Here is a 15,944-nt window from a genome sequence, read left to right as displayed (position 1 = left end):
TTTACATGTTGATCAAATTAAGTTAGAGTATCAGGGAGGACAAACGTTTGTACAATGGAGGAACCAATATGGCCGTGACCATAATCGATGTCGCCAAAAAAGCCGGTGTCTCTCCCTCAACCGTCTCGCGCGTCATAACGGGCAGCTCCCGGATCAGCACGGAAACGACGGAGCGAATCCGTGCCATCATGAATGAACTGGGCTATGTGCCCAATAGCATAGCCAAGAGTTTGGTGTCCAAGACAACGAACTCCATCGGGCTCGTTCTGCCCAAGCCTGCGGAGGAGCTGTTTCTCAACCACTTTTTCTCGGAATTGATCCGGGGGATTCTCACCCAATGCTCCCGCTCGGAGATCGATCTGATGATGACCACCGGGGCAACGGAGCGGGAAGAAGTGGACGCCGTCTCCCGACTTGTCCGCGGACGCAAGGTTGACGGGATTTTGCTGCTCTATTCTCGTAAGGAAGACCCCACCATCGAATTTTTGCAAAAGCAGGATTTCCCGTTCGTGCTCGTCGGGCGGAGCAACTATGAAACGCCGATCTATACCGTCGATACGGACAATCGGCAAGCCGCTTACGATGCTACCCGCCATTTGATCGATCAAGGGCATCAACGAATCGGCTTTGTCAGCGGACCGCCGAATCTCGTCATCTCCGAAGACCGCAGCAAAGGATACATGCAAGCGCTGGAAAGCGCCGGGATCTCTCTTCGGCCGGAATGGATCGTGGAAGGGGATTTCCTTCAAGAGAGTGGATATCGCGCGATGTCCCTCATCATGAGCCAACCCGAGAGACCTACTGCTTTTGTCGTCATCGACGACATGGTTGCGTTCGGCGTTCTACGCGGACTCACGGAGCTTGGCTTCAAAGTCCCCCAGGACATCAGCCTGGTCGGCTTCAACAACATCGCTGTGACCGAGCTGACTTCACCGCCGCTCACCAGCATCGACATCGGAATCTACGAGCTTGGCTATACGGCTTCTCAACTGCTGCATAAGATCGTCAAGGGAGAGCCGACTCCGCAGAATCGCCTGATCATTCCCCATCGGCTCGTCGTCAGAGAATCGTCCTTGTTCCGCGCCGGATAAACAGGACTAACCGCGAATACCGGGAAGGTTGCAAAAAAACAACGCCCGATCAACTTCTTGTGGAGGTTGATCGGGCGTTGTTTGCTATTCCAATGCTATCTTACTATGGCTTCGATCGCGGACAAACCGCTTCCTAGCGTCATTCGCTTGCAAGCTCATCGAAATTGCGGTGTTTGAGGAAACGAGTAAATCGCACTTATCCTAAGGTTGGAGGCGGACAGGTGGATTCTCTCAGGATCAGCTCAGGCTTGTAAACGAGAGTTGAAGCTCCGGAATAGGAGCCGGATTCAATCATCGCAAGAAGAGTCTCCGCTGCCATGACTCCCATTGAGAGCTTCGGGTGGGAGAGGGTCGTTAGCTTCACTTCCGTTGCCATAGCCAGTGAGGAATCATCAAAGCCCACAAAGGACAAATCAGCCGGAACACACAAATTCATTTGACGGGTGGCTTCCAGCAGACGAATGGCCAACTCGTCATTGTAGCAGACAAAGGCGGTGGGTCGCGCGTCCCCCTCCTTCAGCATTGCCAGCGCCTGAGCAAACGGCTTTTCACCTTTTTCCTCCGTGGTATACTGAACGACGAACCGGGAAGCAAGCTCCGCTTGATTCTCCCGATGAGCGCGGATAAAGCCCTTCAACCGATTGAGCCCTTGCAGATCATCCGTCTTGAAGAAGCCCGCAATCCGACGGTGGCCGAGCTTCAGCAGATGATCCGCCGCCAGAAAACCTCCCTCCTCATCGTCCACCTTGATCACGGGACATTGCAGCTCGCTGTACCGTTCGTTGATCATCAGATACGGAATTCCGCGGTTGTCCAGATCAAGATAATACGCGAGATTAGGGTTCCCCCCGGCGCTTTTCGTCGGTTCGATGATGAGTCCCTTAAGCGGATGGCTCACCATCATCTCCAGGCATTCTCGTTCCTTCTCTTTGTCGTTATCCGTACTCGACAAGAGTAGTCGATACCCATTTGCCCGGAGAGTCGCCTCCGCCCCTCGTACAATCAGGGGAAAGATATAATCCGATATGTAGGTGGTAACCACCCCAATGGTCTGAAAATCCGTAGGTACTGCTTTGCTTTCCGTGACAAAGGTTCCCTTCCCTTGAACACGGCGAAGCTTGCCTTCCTGTACCAGTTCACCGATAGCCTGCCGGACAGTCTGGCGGCTGAATGCAAACTGATCGGCCAGTTCAAACTCCGAGGGAAGCATGTCTCCCGGCTTCCTCTGCCCTTCATTGATCTGAGTTAGCAGTACTTTTTTGAGCTGTTTGTACTTGGGTTCTTCCTTCTTCATAGTTCCTCCGCAACACCTGCTTGTCTATTCTCTCATTGTACAAAGGTTCCCTTGTCCGTACAAGAACGGTTTAGTTGAGACAAAACATTCGAATAGGTTGAGCGAAGTTCAACATGGCATACGTGGAGACTCTCTATTTTTGAAAAAGGGATAAGGCACTTCTATGAACGGAAATCAAAAAACGGGTCATAAAGTCTCCAACGACTTTATGACCCGATTCACATGACATTATGCTCCTTCATGCATCCTCCACTTTGATGCGAAAGGGTAAGGACAATCCGACTCCTGCTGGAGCGAGCGAATCTCAACCAAGCAGCCGCAATGCTTGCATGTCGAGTCGTATTGCAAGCTTTCGCAGCTACGGCAGAGAGCGAGCCGTTTGTTGTATTCCTCCTCCGTCACGAGAACGCGGTCGCTCTGCTTGCGGATTTTCTCCACAAGGGCCGCTATTCGCTCGGAGGATGGCCGTACGGTTTCTCGACAGCCTTTGCAAGGATCTGCGGAATGGATTCCCGTCGTCATTAGACCAGCTCGATGACAGCGACGGATGCTGCTGGAAGTGTCACGCGAAGAATGCCTTCCTCCATAACGATTCCCTCCAGCTTCACCGGCAAGATCGCTTCAGGGTTGGAAAAGTCGTTATGGGCATCCAGCTTCGGATCGTTCAAGATCGTACCCGTGCCGATGGATACGTTTAAACCGCTGATGTCCACTGCGAGGCGCAGCTCTTCCTCATGGTGAAGATTGCACAGGGATAAATGAACACGGCCCTGTTTGTCCCGAGAAGCCGAAGCGCTAAGCTGCGGAATCCGTGCGGCTCCGTAAGCGTACGAAGGGGACTCGAATTCAAGCGGAAGCAGCTCGGCATCCTGGTGAACTTTGTACATGTTGAACACATGATAGGTCGGAGTTAGGATCATTTTCTCGCCTTCGGTCAAGATAAGCGCCTGCAGCACGTTGATCATCTGTGCAATGTTGGCCATATGAACCCGATCCGCGTGCTTGTGGAACAGATTCAAATTGATCCCTGCCACGAGCGCATCGCGAAGTGAATTCTGCTGATACAGGAACCCAGGATTCGTACCCGGCTCCACGTTATACCAAGTTCCCCATTCGTCAATGATCAGGCCTACACGTTTTTGCGGGTCATATTTGTCCATGATCGCTGTGTGCTTGGTGATTAATTCATCCATGTAAAGCGTCCGTCTCAGCGTTTCGTACCACTCTTCCGTTCCAAAGCCGGTCGCATCTCCTTTATTGTCCCAGATCCCGGTCGGTACGGTGTAATAATGCAAGCTGAGCCCCTGCATATGGCCGGCTGCTTCCCGCATCAGAACCTCGGTCCAGCGGTAATCGTCGACATTGGGGCCGCAAGCGATCTTGTAGATACGATTGTCCGAATAGTTCCGGACGTAAGTGCCGTATCTCCGGTATTCATCCGCATAATACTCCGGACGCATGTTGCCTCCGCAGCCCCAATTCTCGTTGCCGACGCCAAAGTAGGTCAGCTTCCAAGGCTTTTCCTGCCCATTCTGTTTGCGCAGATTCGCCATTGGCGACTCACCGTCAAGCGTCATGTATTCGACCCATTGCTGCATTTCCTGAACGGTACCGCTTCCAACATTTCCACTTATATAAGGCTCTGCTCCGATAAGCTCACAGAATCGCAAAAATTCATGCGTACCGAAATGGTTATTCTCTTCGACTCCGCCCCAATGGCTGTTGACCATGCGCGCCCGCTTCTCATACGGACCGATGCCATCCATCCAATGATATTCATCCGCGAAGCAGCCACCTGGCCAGCGAAGCACCGGCACTTGCACTTGCTTCAAGGCTTCCAGTACATCATCGCGATAACCTTCGGTATTCGGAATCAGTGAATCCTTCCCTACCCAGATTCCTTCGTAGATACATCTTCCCAGATGTTCGGAAAAGTGCCCATACAGATGACGGCTTATCGTGACGGGTCGATCGGATTTGCGGATGGTAACCGCGGTGGTCTTGCTGGATTGAGACGCAGTCATGTCAATAGCTCCTTTGACAGTTGGATTAATTATTTTATTAATTACTTAGTAATAACCTTACGTGTATAGTAAACAACAAACCCGGTCGAATGGCAAGCATTTTTCTCAGGAGTTGGAGGGAAATAAAAAAGGCCCTTGTTGTCCAGTTGGACAACAAGGGTCATGAAATGCAGGGAGCTCCAGTCGATTACTTGGTGGTGCGAGTTGGAGCCCTTGTCTGAAAATCCAGCCAAGCTGCTTCAATCGCAGCTTCGAGCTTTACTGGGCTGACGGCAATCCCTTTCCTCTGAAGCTCCTCTGCTGCATATGCGATGGCCTGCTTCATTTTCTCGGGACCGCTTCGTTCGATGTAAAGCCGTTCTGCAAGAGCATAGGCTTCCTTGGCGACAAGATGCAGCACCTGCTGCTCCGCTGCGGTTGTTCGTGCAGCCAGCCAAAGCTGGATTTTTCCACGGAGCGCAGCAATAGCTGCCAACAGCAATGTGGTCAGCAAGCCGACCAAAGCCGTTACGATTGTTTCCAGATAGGGTTCGATGAGCTTCATGATATCACCTCATTCGTTTAATTCATAGATTCGTCTTAATCCTTAGTGAAGATTGGTTGGATGGTAATAATTCGGGTTCTCGGGTTTTCGGGAATAACCGATTGAACTATTTCGACGTTTGTACCACACTTGCTATCCGGGCTCGGTACATGATGGTGAGCAGCCTCCAAAATTCCGTTGTCCCAGAAGGTTCATGAATGAAATCCGAGTAAAAAGAAAAAGCTTCTTCCGCCCAAGCCGGGACGGAGGAAGCTTCGAGTTTTAACACCAATTGGTGGAGTTGATTGGATAGCAGCTGGTTCGTTTTTCGAAGTTCATTCCATTGCGCTTCCGCTTGATGAACCCTTCCTTCCAGTAGCTTTATTCGTTCTGCGGTTGTTTGTGCTGCCTCTTCCAACTTGATCATTCGAGCGGATAGAGTCGCATTTTCGGTCGTCATGTTGGCAGCCTCCTCTCGGTTTCCATCAGATCCCCTTGGTATGGGCCGTTCTCCCATCTCTTCTTTTACATCGGGAACATTCTCTATCCGCACACTCTCCGAGCTTGATAACGCTTGGTACAACCTGCTCCATGGAAATTTCGGCCCTGGACAATTCGGCTTGCGAGCTGGGTCAACCTGAAAATGACCGATGACATGCTGCTCATCCAACAACAGCGCTTGGCCGTACAACCACTTGACCTCAGCCGCGATGAACCGATGCAGTTCGACTGTTGCGGCGAATTGCGCTTCTGTCAGATTCCCGTCTGTTCCTTCGTGTTCAATGCTGACGGTATACTTGTTCGGATTCACGGGCGCGTTTTGTCGGACCAGAGATGCAGCGGCCTTCGGGATCGCATCGGTTGTCAGTCCGTTTGCCCAAGCCATGCGGGTGATCGGAACGTATTGATGAATCTTACCTGATTTCGACACTCCGAAATGAGCGCTGCTCACTGTATTCGAAGGTGATGTAAACCAGGAATCCATGCTGCTCATGGAGCCTGCGCTGATATGGTCGACAATGATAAATGGAACATGACCTTCCCGGCTACTGCTGTTCGTGTGGGCATTGCCCTTTTGGATGATGTTCATGAGTGGCCTCCCAGCTTGAGCGCAGCCCAGATGATGGTGATGAGAGAGCCCACAATCGCCGTTATGGTTGCACCATAGAATGTCCGCTTAAACCATTTTTGGTCGTCGGCTTCTGCCTTGAGCTGTGTCAGAGCTTCTGTAGCTTTGCGATTGGAGTCTTCAGCGACCTCGCGAGCTTTACGGGCTACTTCCTCGGCAGCCTCATGCGATGTGTACAATGCATCCAGCCGATTATGGGCGGATTTGGTCGATTGCAGAGCTTCATTCGCGATCTTGTACGCGTCCGCTGCAACCCGGTCCAGGTTGGTCAAACTCTCAATCTTCGTTTCAATCTTCGTGATGCGCTGCAGGATTTCCATTAACACGGCTTGGTCCGTCTCCGGCATGACCGCCTCCCTCCTTCGCTATAGAATGGTAGCCCCCGGATCTTTCCAGGGGCATAAAAAATACGCCTCAGTGGGCGCCTCAATTGAAGATTAATTAACCGCGATCGGCTGGCCTTTCTCGTCGTAACCCAATTCCGCCAAACGAACTTTTACCCCAGCTTTCATTTTCAGCGGAACCTGGGCAAATGTAATGTCGCCATAAATGATGAGTGATGCCATAACAATAACCACTTACAATCTCACCTCACTTTGTAAACTTCAGAAGGAACTTTAACTGAAGAGCACCATACTAAGTCAAGTCGGCTCGCTTCCTAAGAGCATTGTATAGATCTCAAACAGCGCGTTTTTGTTCTCGCGGTCGCTTTCCTGCAGCTTCTGCTCCAGTTCGGCCACCTTTGTGGTGAGCGGTTTTTGCAGAGGGTACAATTCTCCCGGTTGATCAGGATCGGGATAACTGAATAACAGCTCCAACGTTTCCAAGTCGATCCGATCTAGCTTCCCTTCGATAAAGTCTTGCATGTATTGTCCGTATTCCATTTGAATAAGTCCGACCGTCTCCGGTACCCGCTCTACAAGCGAGGCATAGGTGGTAAAGTCCTGCTCGATGCTTGTTTCAATCACGTCACCCGAGCGTTCGCTCGTGTCTTGAATGATGTTACCCGTTGTCTTATCGTAATAAATTCTTCTACCAATTTGCATAAGAGTTCCCCCCTCGCCGAGATTACCACGAATAAGCTGTCCAGTGGTAGACAACCCCAACCATGGCATAAACCATCAAGGAAAAACCGTCCGGATATAGAGTAATGTCCACCTGTCCCCAATCGTTCAACCCGTTGCTATAATAGCGAGATTTCGTAGCATTTAATCGAGAGTCATATATTGCGTTACTATAAGAGCTGTCAAACGCAACAATGAGCTTAGGTTGGAACGCTAGTCCGTTTACAGTGATGCGGTATCCATTGGTAGTTGCACTACCACTCGCCATCTGGACGCTCGTAAGCGCTCCTGTCACGCCGAATAAGTTTACTCCACTACGTATGTTGGATGCGATGAAATCACTGTCATATGCTTTGGCTTCCCAAACAAGACTCCCTTCCCGAACATCCGTGTTAACGTATGCTCCAGGAAGCATTCTCAAGTAAATGTTTCCGTCTCCTCCCCCGACAGCGGTTACTGCGTTATTTATAAACGGTTTAACCGGCATAGTCCCCTGAATCCCGTTGGGTCCTCCAATACGTACGTCAGACCGAATATTCCATGGTAGTAGGTCTTTGATGTGCAAACCAATCCCTCCGGGATAGTACCCAGTAGGGAGATTAACATCCAGCCTCCCTACAGCCGAATTGCTAGCAGACCCGAATACGAGCGATTCTGCGTCAGAACCATCACCTGAACCTACACCTTGATTTACTTGTTTTACTGGAATACTTCCCTGGATTCCGAAAATAGTTTTGTCAGCACGCCAATTTTGGGACAAAAGATCCGGCTCTGGGATCTTTGCCCATGAAGTTAATCCGTCATAATATCCTTTTGCCGGCATAATATAGGCACCGTTTACGCCGTCTCCGCTAAGCACTCCGGCGGTACGTTGAGTGCCCACAATATGTCCAGCTCCGTAATTCGGTATTGTACCGCTCTTCTTCCCCCCACCTTGATAAAACGTCTTCCCGACCAGCACATCACCAGCTCCAGCATTTGCATCCTTGGAGATATTCCCCACCTTAGTCGCAAGTTGTGCGAAGGTATCTGCTGCAGTCGCCGCTTGTCCCATGCCAGTGATCGCGGCGGCGACTGCCGTTTTTCCGTCACTGGCACTTTGAAAAAGCTCGTTGATCGCAGCAACTGCTGATGTTTTAGCGGTAGTTGTTAGGGTGGTTAGATCCCCCACTTTACTGGAAACGGTATCGAGGCGTGCGATATCATCTACAGCTATGGGAGCCGATACCTTTGCCCTTCCGTTGGCATCTCGCTGAACGAGGGTGTTTGCTGTGGCTCCCGTTGCTGAATCGTACTCCGTCATGATGCGTTTCCACGCGCTCCAAGTACCGGAATAAAGGTTCCGGTACCAGATTCGAGGCGTTCCAGAGGCCAAATACTCTGTAATCGTTTGTTTGACCCCAGCATGCTTTTCAACGAGCATAGAAAAGGCTACAGCGGTTGGGCAATTTAGAAGAGTAGCAGCGGTAGAAGTCCCCGCACAGTAATAGTTTCCTGGAGTTAGGAGTGTATTGAGGTCCGTCCCATTCGTCGTAATGGAGATGACCTTCATAACATCAGCAGAACTGATATCGCCCCATTTGTCGGCTGCGGCTTGCCATGCTGTGCGTTCCGACGCTGTAATATGCTTTATCATATCGTTAGCGTGTGTATCTACGGTATCTTTACGGGCGATATCCTCTGCTGCAGAGGGAGCCACAACTTGAGCCCGGCCATTGGCATCCCGCTGAATGAGACGATTCGCCGTTGCCGTTGAAACAGCACCATGAACTCCCGTCGTCGCATCCACATGCGCCTTCGTCGTCTCCAGCGTGATCGCCGGGGCGGTGCGCCAGCTTGCTTTGCCGGTGATCTGCTTGATCATATTCGCGAGCCAGCCGAACAGCGTGGTCGGCGTGCCTGCATCACCACTTGGCGCGGTCGCATCGGATACCGTCCGGCTACCGATCACCGTATCGGTCGCCGCGCCGTCTACCAGCTGAGCGGATCCGACCGCTTTTGCAGCAAGCTGTGTCGTCCCGACCGCTTGGTCTGCAAGCTTGGCTTGCGTCACGCCCTTGGCCGCCAATGCAGCGGTTCCCACCGCTCCATCGGCGAGTGCCGCACTGCCAAGCTTTGGCCCGTTGCCTGCTGTGCCGTCATGCTTATGGCCGTCCGTGCTGATGCCGAACTTTCCATCAAGAATATCCGCGTTGTCGTCAAGAAGCGTCTTCGTATTAAACGTTGTCGTCGTCGGAGACGACCGGTCTACTTTATTCAATCCCAGATTGGTTGTCTTCGGAGTTGCCACTCCCATCACCCCCATGCAAATTTGTCTAGCGTCGTTGCTTCCAGTCGAGCCAGGGTTAACTGCTCCACTTCCGACAGCATCAGATAGCGGAATTGATAGGTGACCTGCAGGTGCGCAGGCACAACCTCGTCCACCGCTGCCTTCAAGTCAGCCAGATTGGGCGGATAGCCAGCCGTGTCCACGAATATGACGGTCAGTTGCCGAAGGGCCGGCTGAACGGTAACACTCACGCGGCCGCGCTCATAGGCCTCGGCCACTCGCTTGATTAAAGAAGCGCTGACCTTGCCTACCCCACGGCGCTTCGAATTGATTACGCTTCGGCGCTGCTCCACCGGCTTGGCGATATCCGTCGGGATGCCCAACTCTTCTTCCCACAGGGCAAGGCCCCAATCTGAGGTCCCGACGAAGAATTGATCCAGCGTGTCATCCGCTGCCAGATACAGGCTGTCCATTTCCAAGCCTTCCGTGCCGAGCAGCACCTCCATCTCGCGAATGCCCCTATAAAAGTCCGGCAGATAACTCTTCATCTCCTCCGCTTTCGGGCTTTCATCCAAGAGCTTCCCCGCCACCTCATATTCGCTCAGAAGAGAATCCGATCCCCTCGCTTCACCCATTGACGTTCACCGTCCCAGCGATGGCTACCTGGCCAACCGAGATTGGAACATTGGATGCCGCGCCCGCCACTTTCAACGTCGAATAATCCTGCACACCCGGAATATCCAGCAGCAAGGCCCCGATTTTCGCATATTTGGGGGACGGGTCCGTACCGAAGGCAATTCCCTTCAGGTAATCCGCGAATGCCTTTTCGAGCTCCGCCTTCACTTGAGCCAAGGTACGGCTCCCATTAAGAGAGACAGTCGCTTCCAGATTCACGACAACCGGAGCAGCCGCCGTAACCGTCACGACCGCTCCGAGCGGAGCGGCTCCTTCACCCACGCCAGGCGTCGGGTCGAGATAAGCCTGCAAGTCCGCAACGAGTGCAGCGGAAGCCGGGCGGGCGGTGGCATCCAGGATGACCACCTTCACTGTTCCGGGTCCAGCCCACAGCGGAAGCACCTGCGCGCCCCCCACCCCGGGATAATCCAATGCCCAGGCTCGGTATTGTGCCTTATTCCCGCTAGTGGCGGGATTCCGGTTCCGGTCCAGGTAACGCTGCCGGAGCGAGTCATCGGCCTCCTCATCCTCGCCGGGAACGAGAAGCTCTCCGAGCTCAGCGCGGGCAAGGCCGGGCACGTACTCAATCGGTAGCATCGTTCCCGTGACGATATTCCCCGTCGTTCCCACGGTTTCGCATTCCATGACATACTCGCCCGGGGCAAGCTTGGCTTCGGTCATGAAGGTTGTCTCTTCAACGGAAAACCGCTTGCCGAGGGGCAGATCGAACGGCTGGCCGCTTCCATCCACGAACCTCCCGCGCCGCTTGGTTGGACTCGCCGCCTTCCGGTCGATCCCATCGTCCGCAGCCCTTCTCGTCAAATACTCCCCGCTTGCTGTGCTCGCAGAGAACAAGCGAAGCATCTCATCCAGTTGGGAGTAGGCTTCTGCGAGTTCCGCAGCCGCCGGTGCCAATGCATCGAAGAGGATGCTTCCCTGCCGCTTGTCTACCTCTGTCGGAACCCGCTCCATCATCCTCTGCAGAATCGCTTCATATGTCTGATCCTCATACAAGTTCGTTCACCTCCTTCTCCATCAAAAAACTGCCTGCCGTAGAGATCACATCGAAGCGGACCAACGTTTCGTCGACTTCATGCTCCACTTGAATATTTTGCACATCCGAAATCCGATCGTCAGTAAGCAACGCTTCGCGGATCAGCCTTTCCAGCTCGGAGGCCGCAATCACCCCAGGCAGTCCGATCAAGCCCCGGAACTCACTGCCGTAAGCTTGATCGTAGATGAGGAAATCAAACCGTTCCGTCTGTAAAAGCTTGAAAGCCGCCTGCTTCACCGCCTCCAATCCGTCGATCATCCCGGCAATGCGGCCGTTCACCGGGTCGAGGCGATAGGTGCGGCTTGTCTCCTCCACACTCTCCTCCACAACCCCCACGGTCAGATTTCCACCTTCCGGAATCATGGCTGCACCACCTTATCCAGCACCAAAAAACGGTCGCCTCCTTGAATCTGCAGAATGATGACGCGGTCTCCCGCCTGAAGCCCTTTCCGGAGCGGGTAGATCGTTCCTCCAATCGTCAGCTCCGCTGAAGTCATCGACTCCGGAACGATCAGAAAAGACTCGTTCAACACAAATCGCTGCCCAACTGTTAACTCCAACGGCTTCGTGCTCGTCACCGTTGCGAATAGCAACTCTACCGGATTAGCAGAAGCGACGGCGTCTTTTCCGGCTTTCTTGATTGTCTCGAGCAATCCCATCAGATCACCTTCAATTCCAATTTCATGATCGATACATCCTCCTCCAACTGCTCATGGGAGCACTCCTCTACCAAAAAGGGTTGGTTGATCGCAACCTCCTCCAGATAAACCCTGAGATAGCAGCCGGCTCGCACCCGCAGATCCCCGAGAGCCTCGAGTGTCAGCTTCTTGCGCTCCCGATTATGAAGAGCCAGCAGATTCTTGCCGAGCTCATTGATTTGAGCGTTATTCATGTTTTGATCGATCTGCTTAAAAAGCTGCAATCGCCCCCACTTGGAGATTGTCGAGCTATCCTTCCAGACAATAGGCGGATTTTCTTTGGATTCGCTATCCCGCTTCATCAAGATGTAGTTGTACGTTTCGTCGTCGATAGAGCGCGAATACTCATAGCCCGTCATGAGGCTGCCATCTCCGATCCACATCTCTAGCAGCATCTCCTCCGAATTGCGCAGGGCTAGCTCGCCGTAATCATCGAAAAAGGTATAGATTTTCTTCTCACCAACGACCGTGTGTTGCAGCGCCGTGCAAATCGTGTCAATCAGTTTCTTGTCCTTCATCGCCAGATTCGGAATGGTGTAGACAGTTTGGGCAAGAGACCCCGCTTTCAGTTTATAATCGTTGATAATCCGGCGGATGATCGCAGTCGCAGTCGTGTTGGTGAACGTGTAGGAATCATTCGCCTGGAGATAGCGGATTTGATCGTATGCGGTTACCGTTGCCTTCTCTTCCATCCCATTGTCGATTGTGAACACATAGCCAAAGAAGATTCCCTTGCCATCCTTGCGCACACTTATGATGTCGCCGGGCTCCAGCTTGAAGCGGCTGTCCTCGAAGGGGCTTCCCTTGACATAAGAAAAGCCGAACGTCGACGGTTTGCCGATTCGGCTTGTTTTCCAGCTTGCATCCGTAACGATGGACGAGATATCCCACAGGTTGCCGTTGCGATTATCCAACATGACTTCAAGCATGGCTTCGACTTCCTCCTACTGCAATTTGATTTCTCGCCCGATCGCAAGCTTCCGAGTCTCGGCATCGCTGATTTTGTTAAGCTTTTGCAGGACAGCGACAGTAAGTCCGTAGGTCTGGGCGATTTTCCAGAGGGTATCTCCTGCCTTCAGCTTGTACGTCTTCGGAGTTTCCTTCGCCGGTCTTGGGTTTGTCTTGCTTACCCCCGCTGGCGTTACCATCGTCTTGCCTGTCTTGTCTGTCTTGCTTGTCTTCGCTGCAAGCCTTGCTCCATAGAAAACATAGCGCTTCAACGAAAGGTCGTACTCGATATCCCCGGGAGATCCCGCCACCTCTTTCCAGTTGAAGGAAGTGATACTGACCGTCTCGTTGATGGAATAGCCGGTTCCGGTGTAGACGAAACGGATCGGTTTCTTGGAACGCATCCATTTTTCCAAATACGCGACATACTCCATTGGGGTATAAACAACGGGCTCTCCAGCATATTGAAAAGCGGTGATGAACGGATACTCCTGATAGGGAAACAAGCTTTCGAGCTTGTATTCCGGCAGCTTGGGATTCTTGATGACTTGAATTTCCCCGACAGATGTTTCATAGGTCGAATCATTTCCGCCGTTGCTGATCTCAAGGGATGCAGGCAGAACCGGCAGCATAAAGCCATCCTCCTGATTGTTGAAGGACAGGTAGATGGCCACCGGATTGTCATTGATCATCTTCTTCTGAACATAGGGAGCTGCTTTCGTTTTCGCTTTTACCACTTGGTTCGCCATCAGCCATACACCCCCTGAGCTGAAGAAGCAATTTCATTCTCCAGGTTCACTTGAATACGGTTGATGATGGTGTCAATGTCATAACCATTCTTGATATCCCCGGTAGTGACATTCACCGTCGGAGTCAAGGACACGAAGTTCTGAATGCTGCTCATCTCGGCGATATCGTGCATCATCTCCAGATCGTCGCTGGATACATCCACCGTGTCGTCAACCTTTCCTATACTGCCGACATGACCGACATTGTCGATATTAGGGGAAAGTGCCGGTGAAGCCGCTCCGACTTTGCTCAGGCTGTCCACAGCCGGGCTTGCCCCTGCACCCGCCCCGAATTTCTTCATATTATCCGTTGGGTCCAGCTGCTTGTCCCAGCCCTTGCCGAAGCTCTTCAGCTTGTCGGTACCGGCGGACAAGTTGTCGGTAAAACCACTTCCCACTTTTGCACCTTGTTCAGCCGTTAGTCCAATATCCTTGGACATCATCCTGTACTTGTCCAGGCTGACGACGTTCTTGTCGGATACCGGTTTGGTGCCCGCCATCTTTTCAGCAAGATTTATGCTTCCTTTTATTTCCATATCTTTACCCGTAACCTTGCTAATCTTAGAGAGGATCCAATTGAGTCCGTCGATCAGTCCGTTGATCATTCCATTGAAAAATTCAACAACATTGAGAACGAGGTCATAGAACAGCTTTTGTATCGCATAAACCGGATCGATAAAGATGTTGATGAGAAATTCCGCCACAGCCAACACACTATTGTAAAGAGCGGCAAACCTGTCCCACAGGAATGCGAACAATCCATACAAGATCCCCATGATAAAACTGACAACGTCGCTTACGGACACTCCCATTTCATTTAATCCGAACAAAAGTCCTGCGACTAATCCGATCAAGAGGATAATAGGTGTGATCGACGATAGCCACGAAATGAACATGATAGCTCCAACGGCCGCAGCCACGATGCCAATCGCGAGCAGGATGAGTTTCACCGTATCCAGATGAGCAAGAATGAATGAGGCGACATCCGTCGCAATCCCCCCGATAAATTGAAAGCCGATTGCCAGTGCATCAAAGAAGGGCTGGAACTTGCCTTCCTGAAAGGCGTCGTTAATCATCGTGAAGAACGGCTGCAGGGCGGCCAGCGCCCCCTGTCCGGCGTCTTGAAGTGCGGCGGTCGCATTGGTTTTGACCGCATTCCACTGTTGACCGGGCTCTTGCTGCAAAACCTTATAATGCTCCTCACTCATACCCTTGTTGCTAAGAAGCCGATCCACAGTTTTACTTAACCCATCCCAATCTTTCCCCTTTGCCATACCTTCCAGATTCATCTCTTTGAACACATCTTTAGGGATTTGCAAGCGCGCTGCGAGTGAGTCCATGTTTCCTGCCATGGCATCATTCATCACGGACATCGCATCCGCGATCCCACCGCCGTTAGGGTCGAAAGCAGCCATACGTTGGGCCAATCCTGTCAGCTTGGCGATCTGACCGGCATCCTGGGTTTGGTTTAGCATTTGCAGAGAGCCCTTTAGTGAATCGTTCACGTTCCCTCCGGAACGAACCGCCTGCTTGCGAAGCTCGTCATACATCGACCCGCCTTCTTGATTGCTGCCCGTTCGGATTATGAACTGATCCCGCATTCTCTGATTGTCCATGGCTCCGCCAATCGAATTCATGGCTAGCTGCTTAGCATCAATCATGGAGAAAGCCGTGCCCGCCATACCTTTGAGCGAGCTGGCCATTCGGTTGAAAAATCCCGGGCCTTTTTCTTTGCGCTTGCTATTGCCATCTTCTTTCCCTGTGTCTTTGACTTCGCTCTCGTCTTTGGAAGATCCGGACTTCTTATCATCCGTTCCCGAAGAAGCAGCACCATCCTTCGTTACATCGAACGTATCGCTCGCGGTCGCCGTTTTTTGAAGCTGATCCTGCATCTGCTTGATTCCTTCGGTCATATCCTTGGCCGTATTCAGATTTTCCTTCTGTGCTGTGGCCAACTCTTCGACAGAGGTGACCAGCTCATTCTGAGCGGCAATCGCTTTCGCCATCGCATTCGATGTCTTCGTCATCTTCTCGGCAAACTCGTCCATTCGACTTGCCGCTTGATTGAACTGCTGGACCATGCCGCTCAGACGAGCTGACAGCCTATCGAAAGCCGCCAGTGCCTTCGTCGTCGACCCGGTCATTCCAATAAGAAACGTTCCGCTATCTGCTGCACCTGCCATATCCTTCCCTCCTTTCTATGCAGGGACGCCGACTCGACCGGCCGGCGCCTGCCCGTTATTTCTTTTTGCGCCGCTTCTCCTGCTCGATACGAATGTCGATCATCGCATAGAGAGCAGCTTTTTCCCGGCGGGAAAGCCGGACGAGCTCATGCGGAAGCAGATGAAACTCATGGAGGGCGTAGTAGGCGTAATTCGCCTCCCCGT

At 52.2% G+C, this 15,944-nt stretch carries 17 protein-coding genes; 1 reads left to right on the top strand and 16 read right to left on the bottom strand.

Annotated elements, in window-relative coordinates; translation table 11 throughout:
* The first annotated feature begins 68 nt into the window (after window positions 1-68).
* Window positions 69-1,091 (top strand): LacI family DNA-binding transcriptional regulator, encoded by a 1,023-nt coding sequence (locus tag BN2684_RS17745; RefSeq protein WP_058303462.1) that lies wholly within the window; start codon window positions 69-71, stop codon window positions 1,089-1,091.
* Window positions 1,092-1,287: 196 nt separating this feature from the next.
* Here the strand turns inward: BN2684_RS17745 and BN2684_RS17740 are convergent, their stop codons facing one another.
* From BN2684_RS17740 to BN2684_RS17670, 16 genes are all read right to left on the bottom strand, one after another.
* Complete coding sequence (locus BN2684_RS17740; protein ID WP_058303461.1) at window positions 1,288-2,385, bottom strand: GntR family transcriptional regulator; 1,098 nt, start codon at window positions 2,383-2,385, stop codon at window positions 1,288-1,290.
* Window positions 2,386-2,613: 228 nt separating this feature from the next.
* The gene (locus BN2684_RS25415) at window positions 2,614-2,907 is read right to left on the bottom strand and encodes a DUF6171 family protein (protein WP_082652051.1); all 294 of its coding nucleotides are present in this window, start codon (window positions 2,905-2,907) and stop codon (window positions 2,614-2,616) included.
* Window positions 2,907-4,409: an alpha-N-arabinofuranosidase gene (locus BN2684_RS17730; protein WP_082652050.1), complete on the bottom strand. Its 1,503-nt coding sequence runs from the start codon at window positions 4,407-4,409 to the stop codon at window positions 2,907-2,909. The genes BN2684_RS25415 and BN2684_RS17730 overlap by 1 nt, the downstream gene beginning before the upstream one ends.
* Window positions 4,410-4,596: 187 nt before the next feature.
* Window positions 4,597-4,953, bottom strand: a complete 357-nt coding sequence (locus BN2684_RS17725) for a phage holin, LLH family (RefSeq protein ID WP_058303459.1) — start codon at window positions 4,951-4,953, stop codon at window positions 4,597-4,599.
* Window positions 4,954-5,059: 106 nt separating this feature from the next.
* Entirely contained in the window at window positions 5,060-6,022 is a 963-nt protein-coding gene (locus BN2684_RS17720) for an N-acetylmuramoyl-L-alanine amidase (protein WP_058303458.1), read from the bottom strand.
* Window positions 6,019-6,408 carry a hypothetical protein gene (locus BN2684_RS17715; protein WP_058303457.1) on the bottom strand — a complete coding sequence of 130 codons (390 nt, stop codon included), beginning with the start codon at window positions 6,406-6,408 and terminating at the stop codon, window positions 6,019-6,021. Before BN2684_RS17715 ends, BN2684_RS17720 begins: the two co-directional genes overlap by 4 nt.
* A 90-nt stretch (window positions 6,409-6,498) precedes the next feature.
* Window positions 6,499-6,627 carry a hypothetical protein gene (locus BN2684_RS25190; RefSeq protein ID WP_262360926.1) on the bottom strand — a complete coding sequence of 43 codons (129 nt, stop codon included), beginning with the start codon at window positions 6,625-6,627 and terminating at the stop codon, window positions 6,499-6,501.
* 75 nt (window positions 6,628-6,702) lie between these two features.
* Window positions 6,703-7,107, bottom strand: a complete 405-nt coding sequence (locus BN2684_RS17710) for a hypothetical protein (protein ID WP_058303456.1) — start codon at window positions 7,105-7,107, stop codon at window positions 6,703-6,705.
* Between the two features lie 22 nt (window positions 7,108-7,129).
* Window positions 7,130-9,415 carry a pyocin knob domain-containing protein gene (locus BN2684_RS17705; RefSeq protein WP_148450007.1) on the bottom strand — a complete coding sequence of 762 codons (2,286 nt, stop codon included), beginning with the start codon at window positions 9,413-9,415 and terminating at the stop codon, window positions 7,130-7,132.
* Between the two features lie 5 nt (window positions 9,416-9,420).
* Window positions 9,421-10,029, bottom strand: a complete 609-nt coding sequence (locus BN2684_RS17700) for a putative phage tail protein (RefSeq protein WP_082652049.1) — start codon at window positions 10,027-10,029, stop codon at window positions 9,421-9,423.
* Window positions 10,022-11,083, bottom strand: a complete 1,062-nt coding sequence (locus tag BN2684_RS17695) for a baseplate J/gp47 family protein (RefSeq protein WP_058303454.1) — start codon at window positions 11,081-11,083, stop codon at window positions 10,022-10,024. Before BN2684_RS17695 ends, BN2684_RS17700 begins: the two co-directional genes overlap by 8 nt.
* Complete coding sequence (locus tag BN2684_RS17690) at window positions 11,076-11,486, bottom strand: DUF2634 domain-containing protein (protein WP_058303453.1); 411 nt, start codon at window positions 11,484-11,486, stop codon at window positions 11,076-11,078. The genes BN2684_RS17695 and BN2684_RS17690 overlap by 8 nt, the downstream gene beginning before the upstream one ends.
* On the bottom strand, window positions 11,483-11,782 hold the full coding sequence (locus BN2684_RS17685) for a DUF2577 domain-containing protein (protein ID WP_234340268.1): 300 nt from the start codon (window positions 11,780-11,782) through the stop codon (window positions 11,483-11,485). The genes BN2684_RS17690 and BN2684_RS17685 overlap by 4 nt, the downstream gene beginning before the upstream one ends.
* Window positions 11,782-12,750 carry an XkdQ/YqbQ family protein gene (locus BN2684_RS17680; RefSeq protein WP_058303452.1) on the bottom strand — a complete coding sequence of 323 codons (969 nt, stop codon included), beginning with the start codon at window positions 12,748-12,750 and terminating at the stop codon, window positions 11,782-11,784. The genes BN2684_RS17685 and BN2684_RS17680 overlap by 1 nt, the downstream gene beginning before the upstream one ends.
* A gap of 15 nt (window positions 12,751-12,765) precedes the next feature.
* Window positions 12,766-13,518, bottom strand: coding sequence for a LysM peptidoglycan-binding domain-containing protein (locus BN2684_RS17675; RefSeq protein ID WP_058303451.1), 753 nt, complete (start codon window positions 13,516-13,518; stop codon window positions 12,766-12,768).
* The gene (locus BN2684_RS17670; protein ID WP_058303450.1) at window positions 13,518-15,740 is read right to left on the bottom strand and encodes a hypothetical protein; all 2,223 of its coding nucleotides are present in this window, start codon (window positions 15,738-15,740) and stop codon (window positions 13,518-13,520) included. The genes BN2684_RS17675 and BN2684_RS17670 overlap by 1 nt, the downstream gene beginning before the upstream one ends.
* Window positions 15,741-15,944 lie beyond the last annotated feature (204 nt).

Origin of the sequence: Gorillibacterium timonense (genome assembly GCF_001457415.1) — a bacterium.
Classification (GTDB): Bacteria; Bacillota; Bacilli; order Paenibacillales; family NBRC-103111; genus Gorillibacterium; species Gorillibacterium timonense.
Note: the sequence above shows the minus strand (reverse complement) of the source record. Positions and strands in the feature narration are given on the sequence as shown.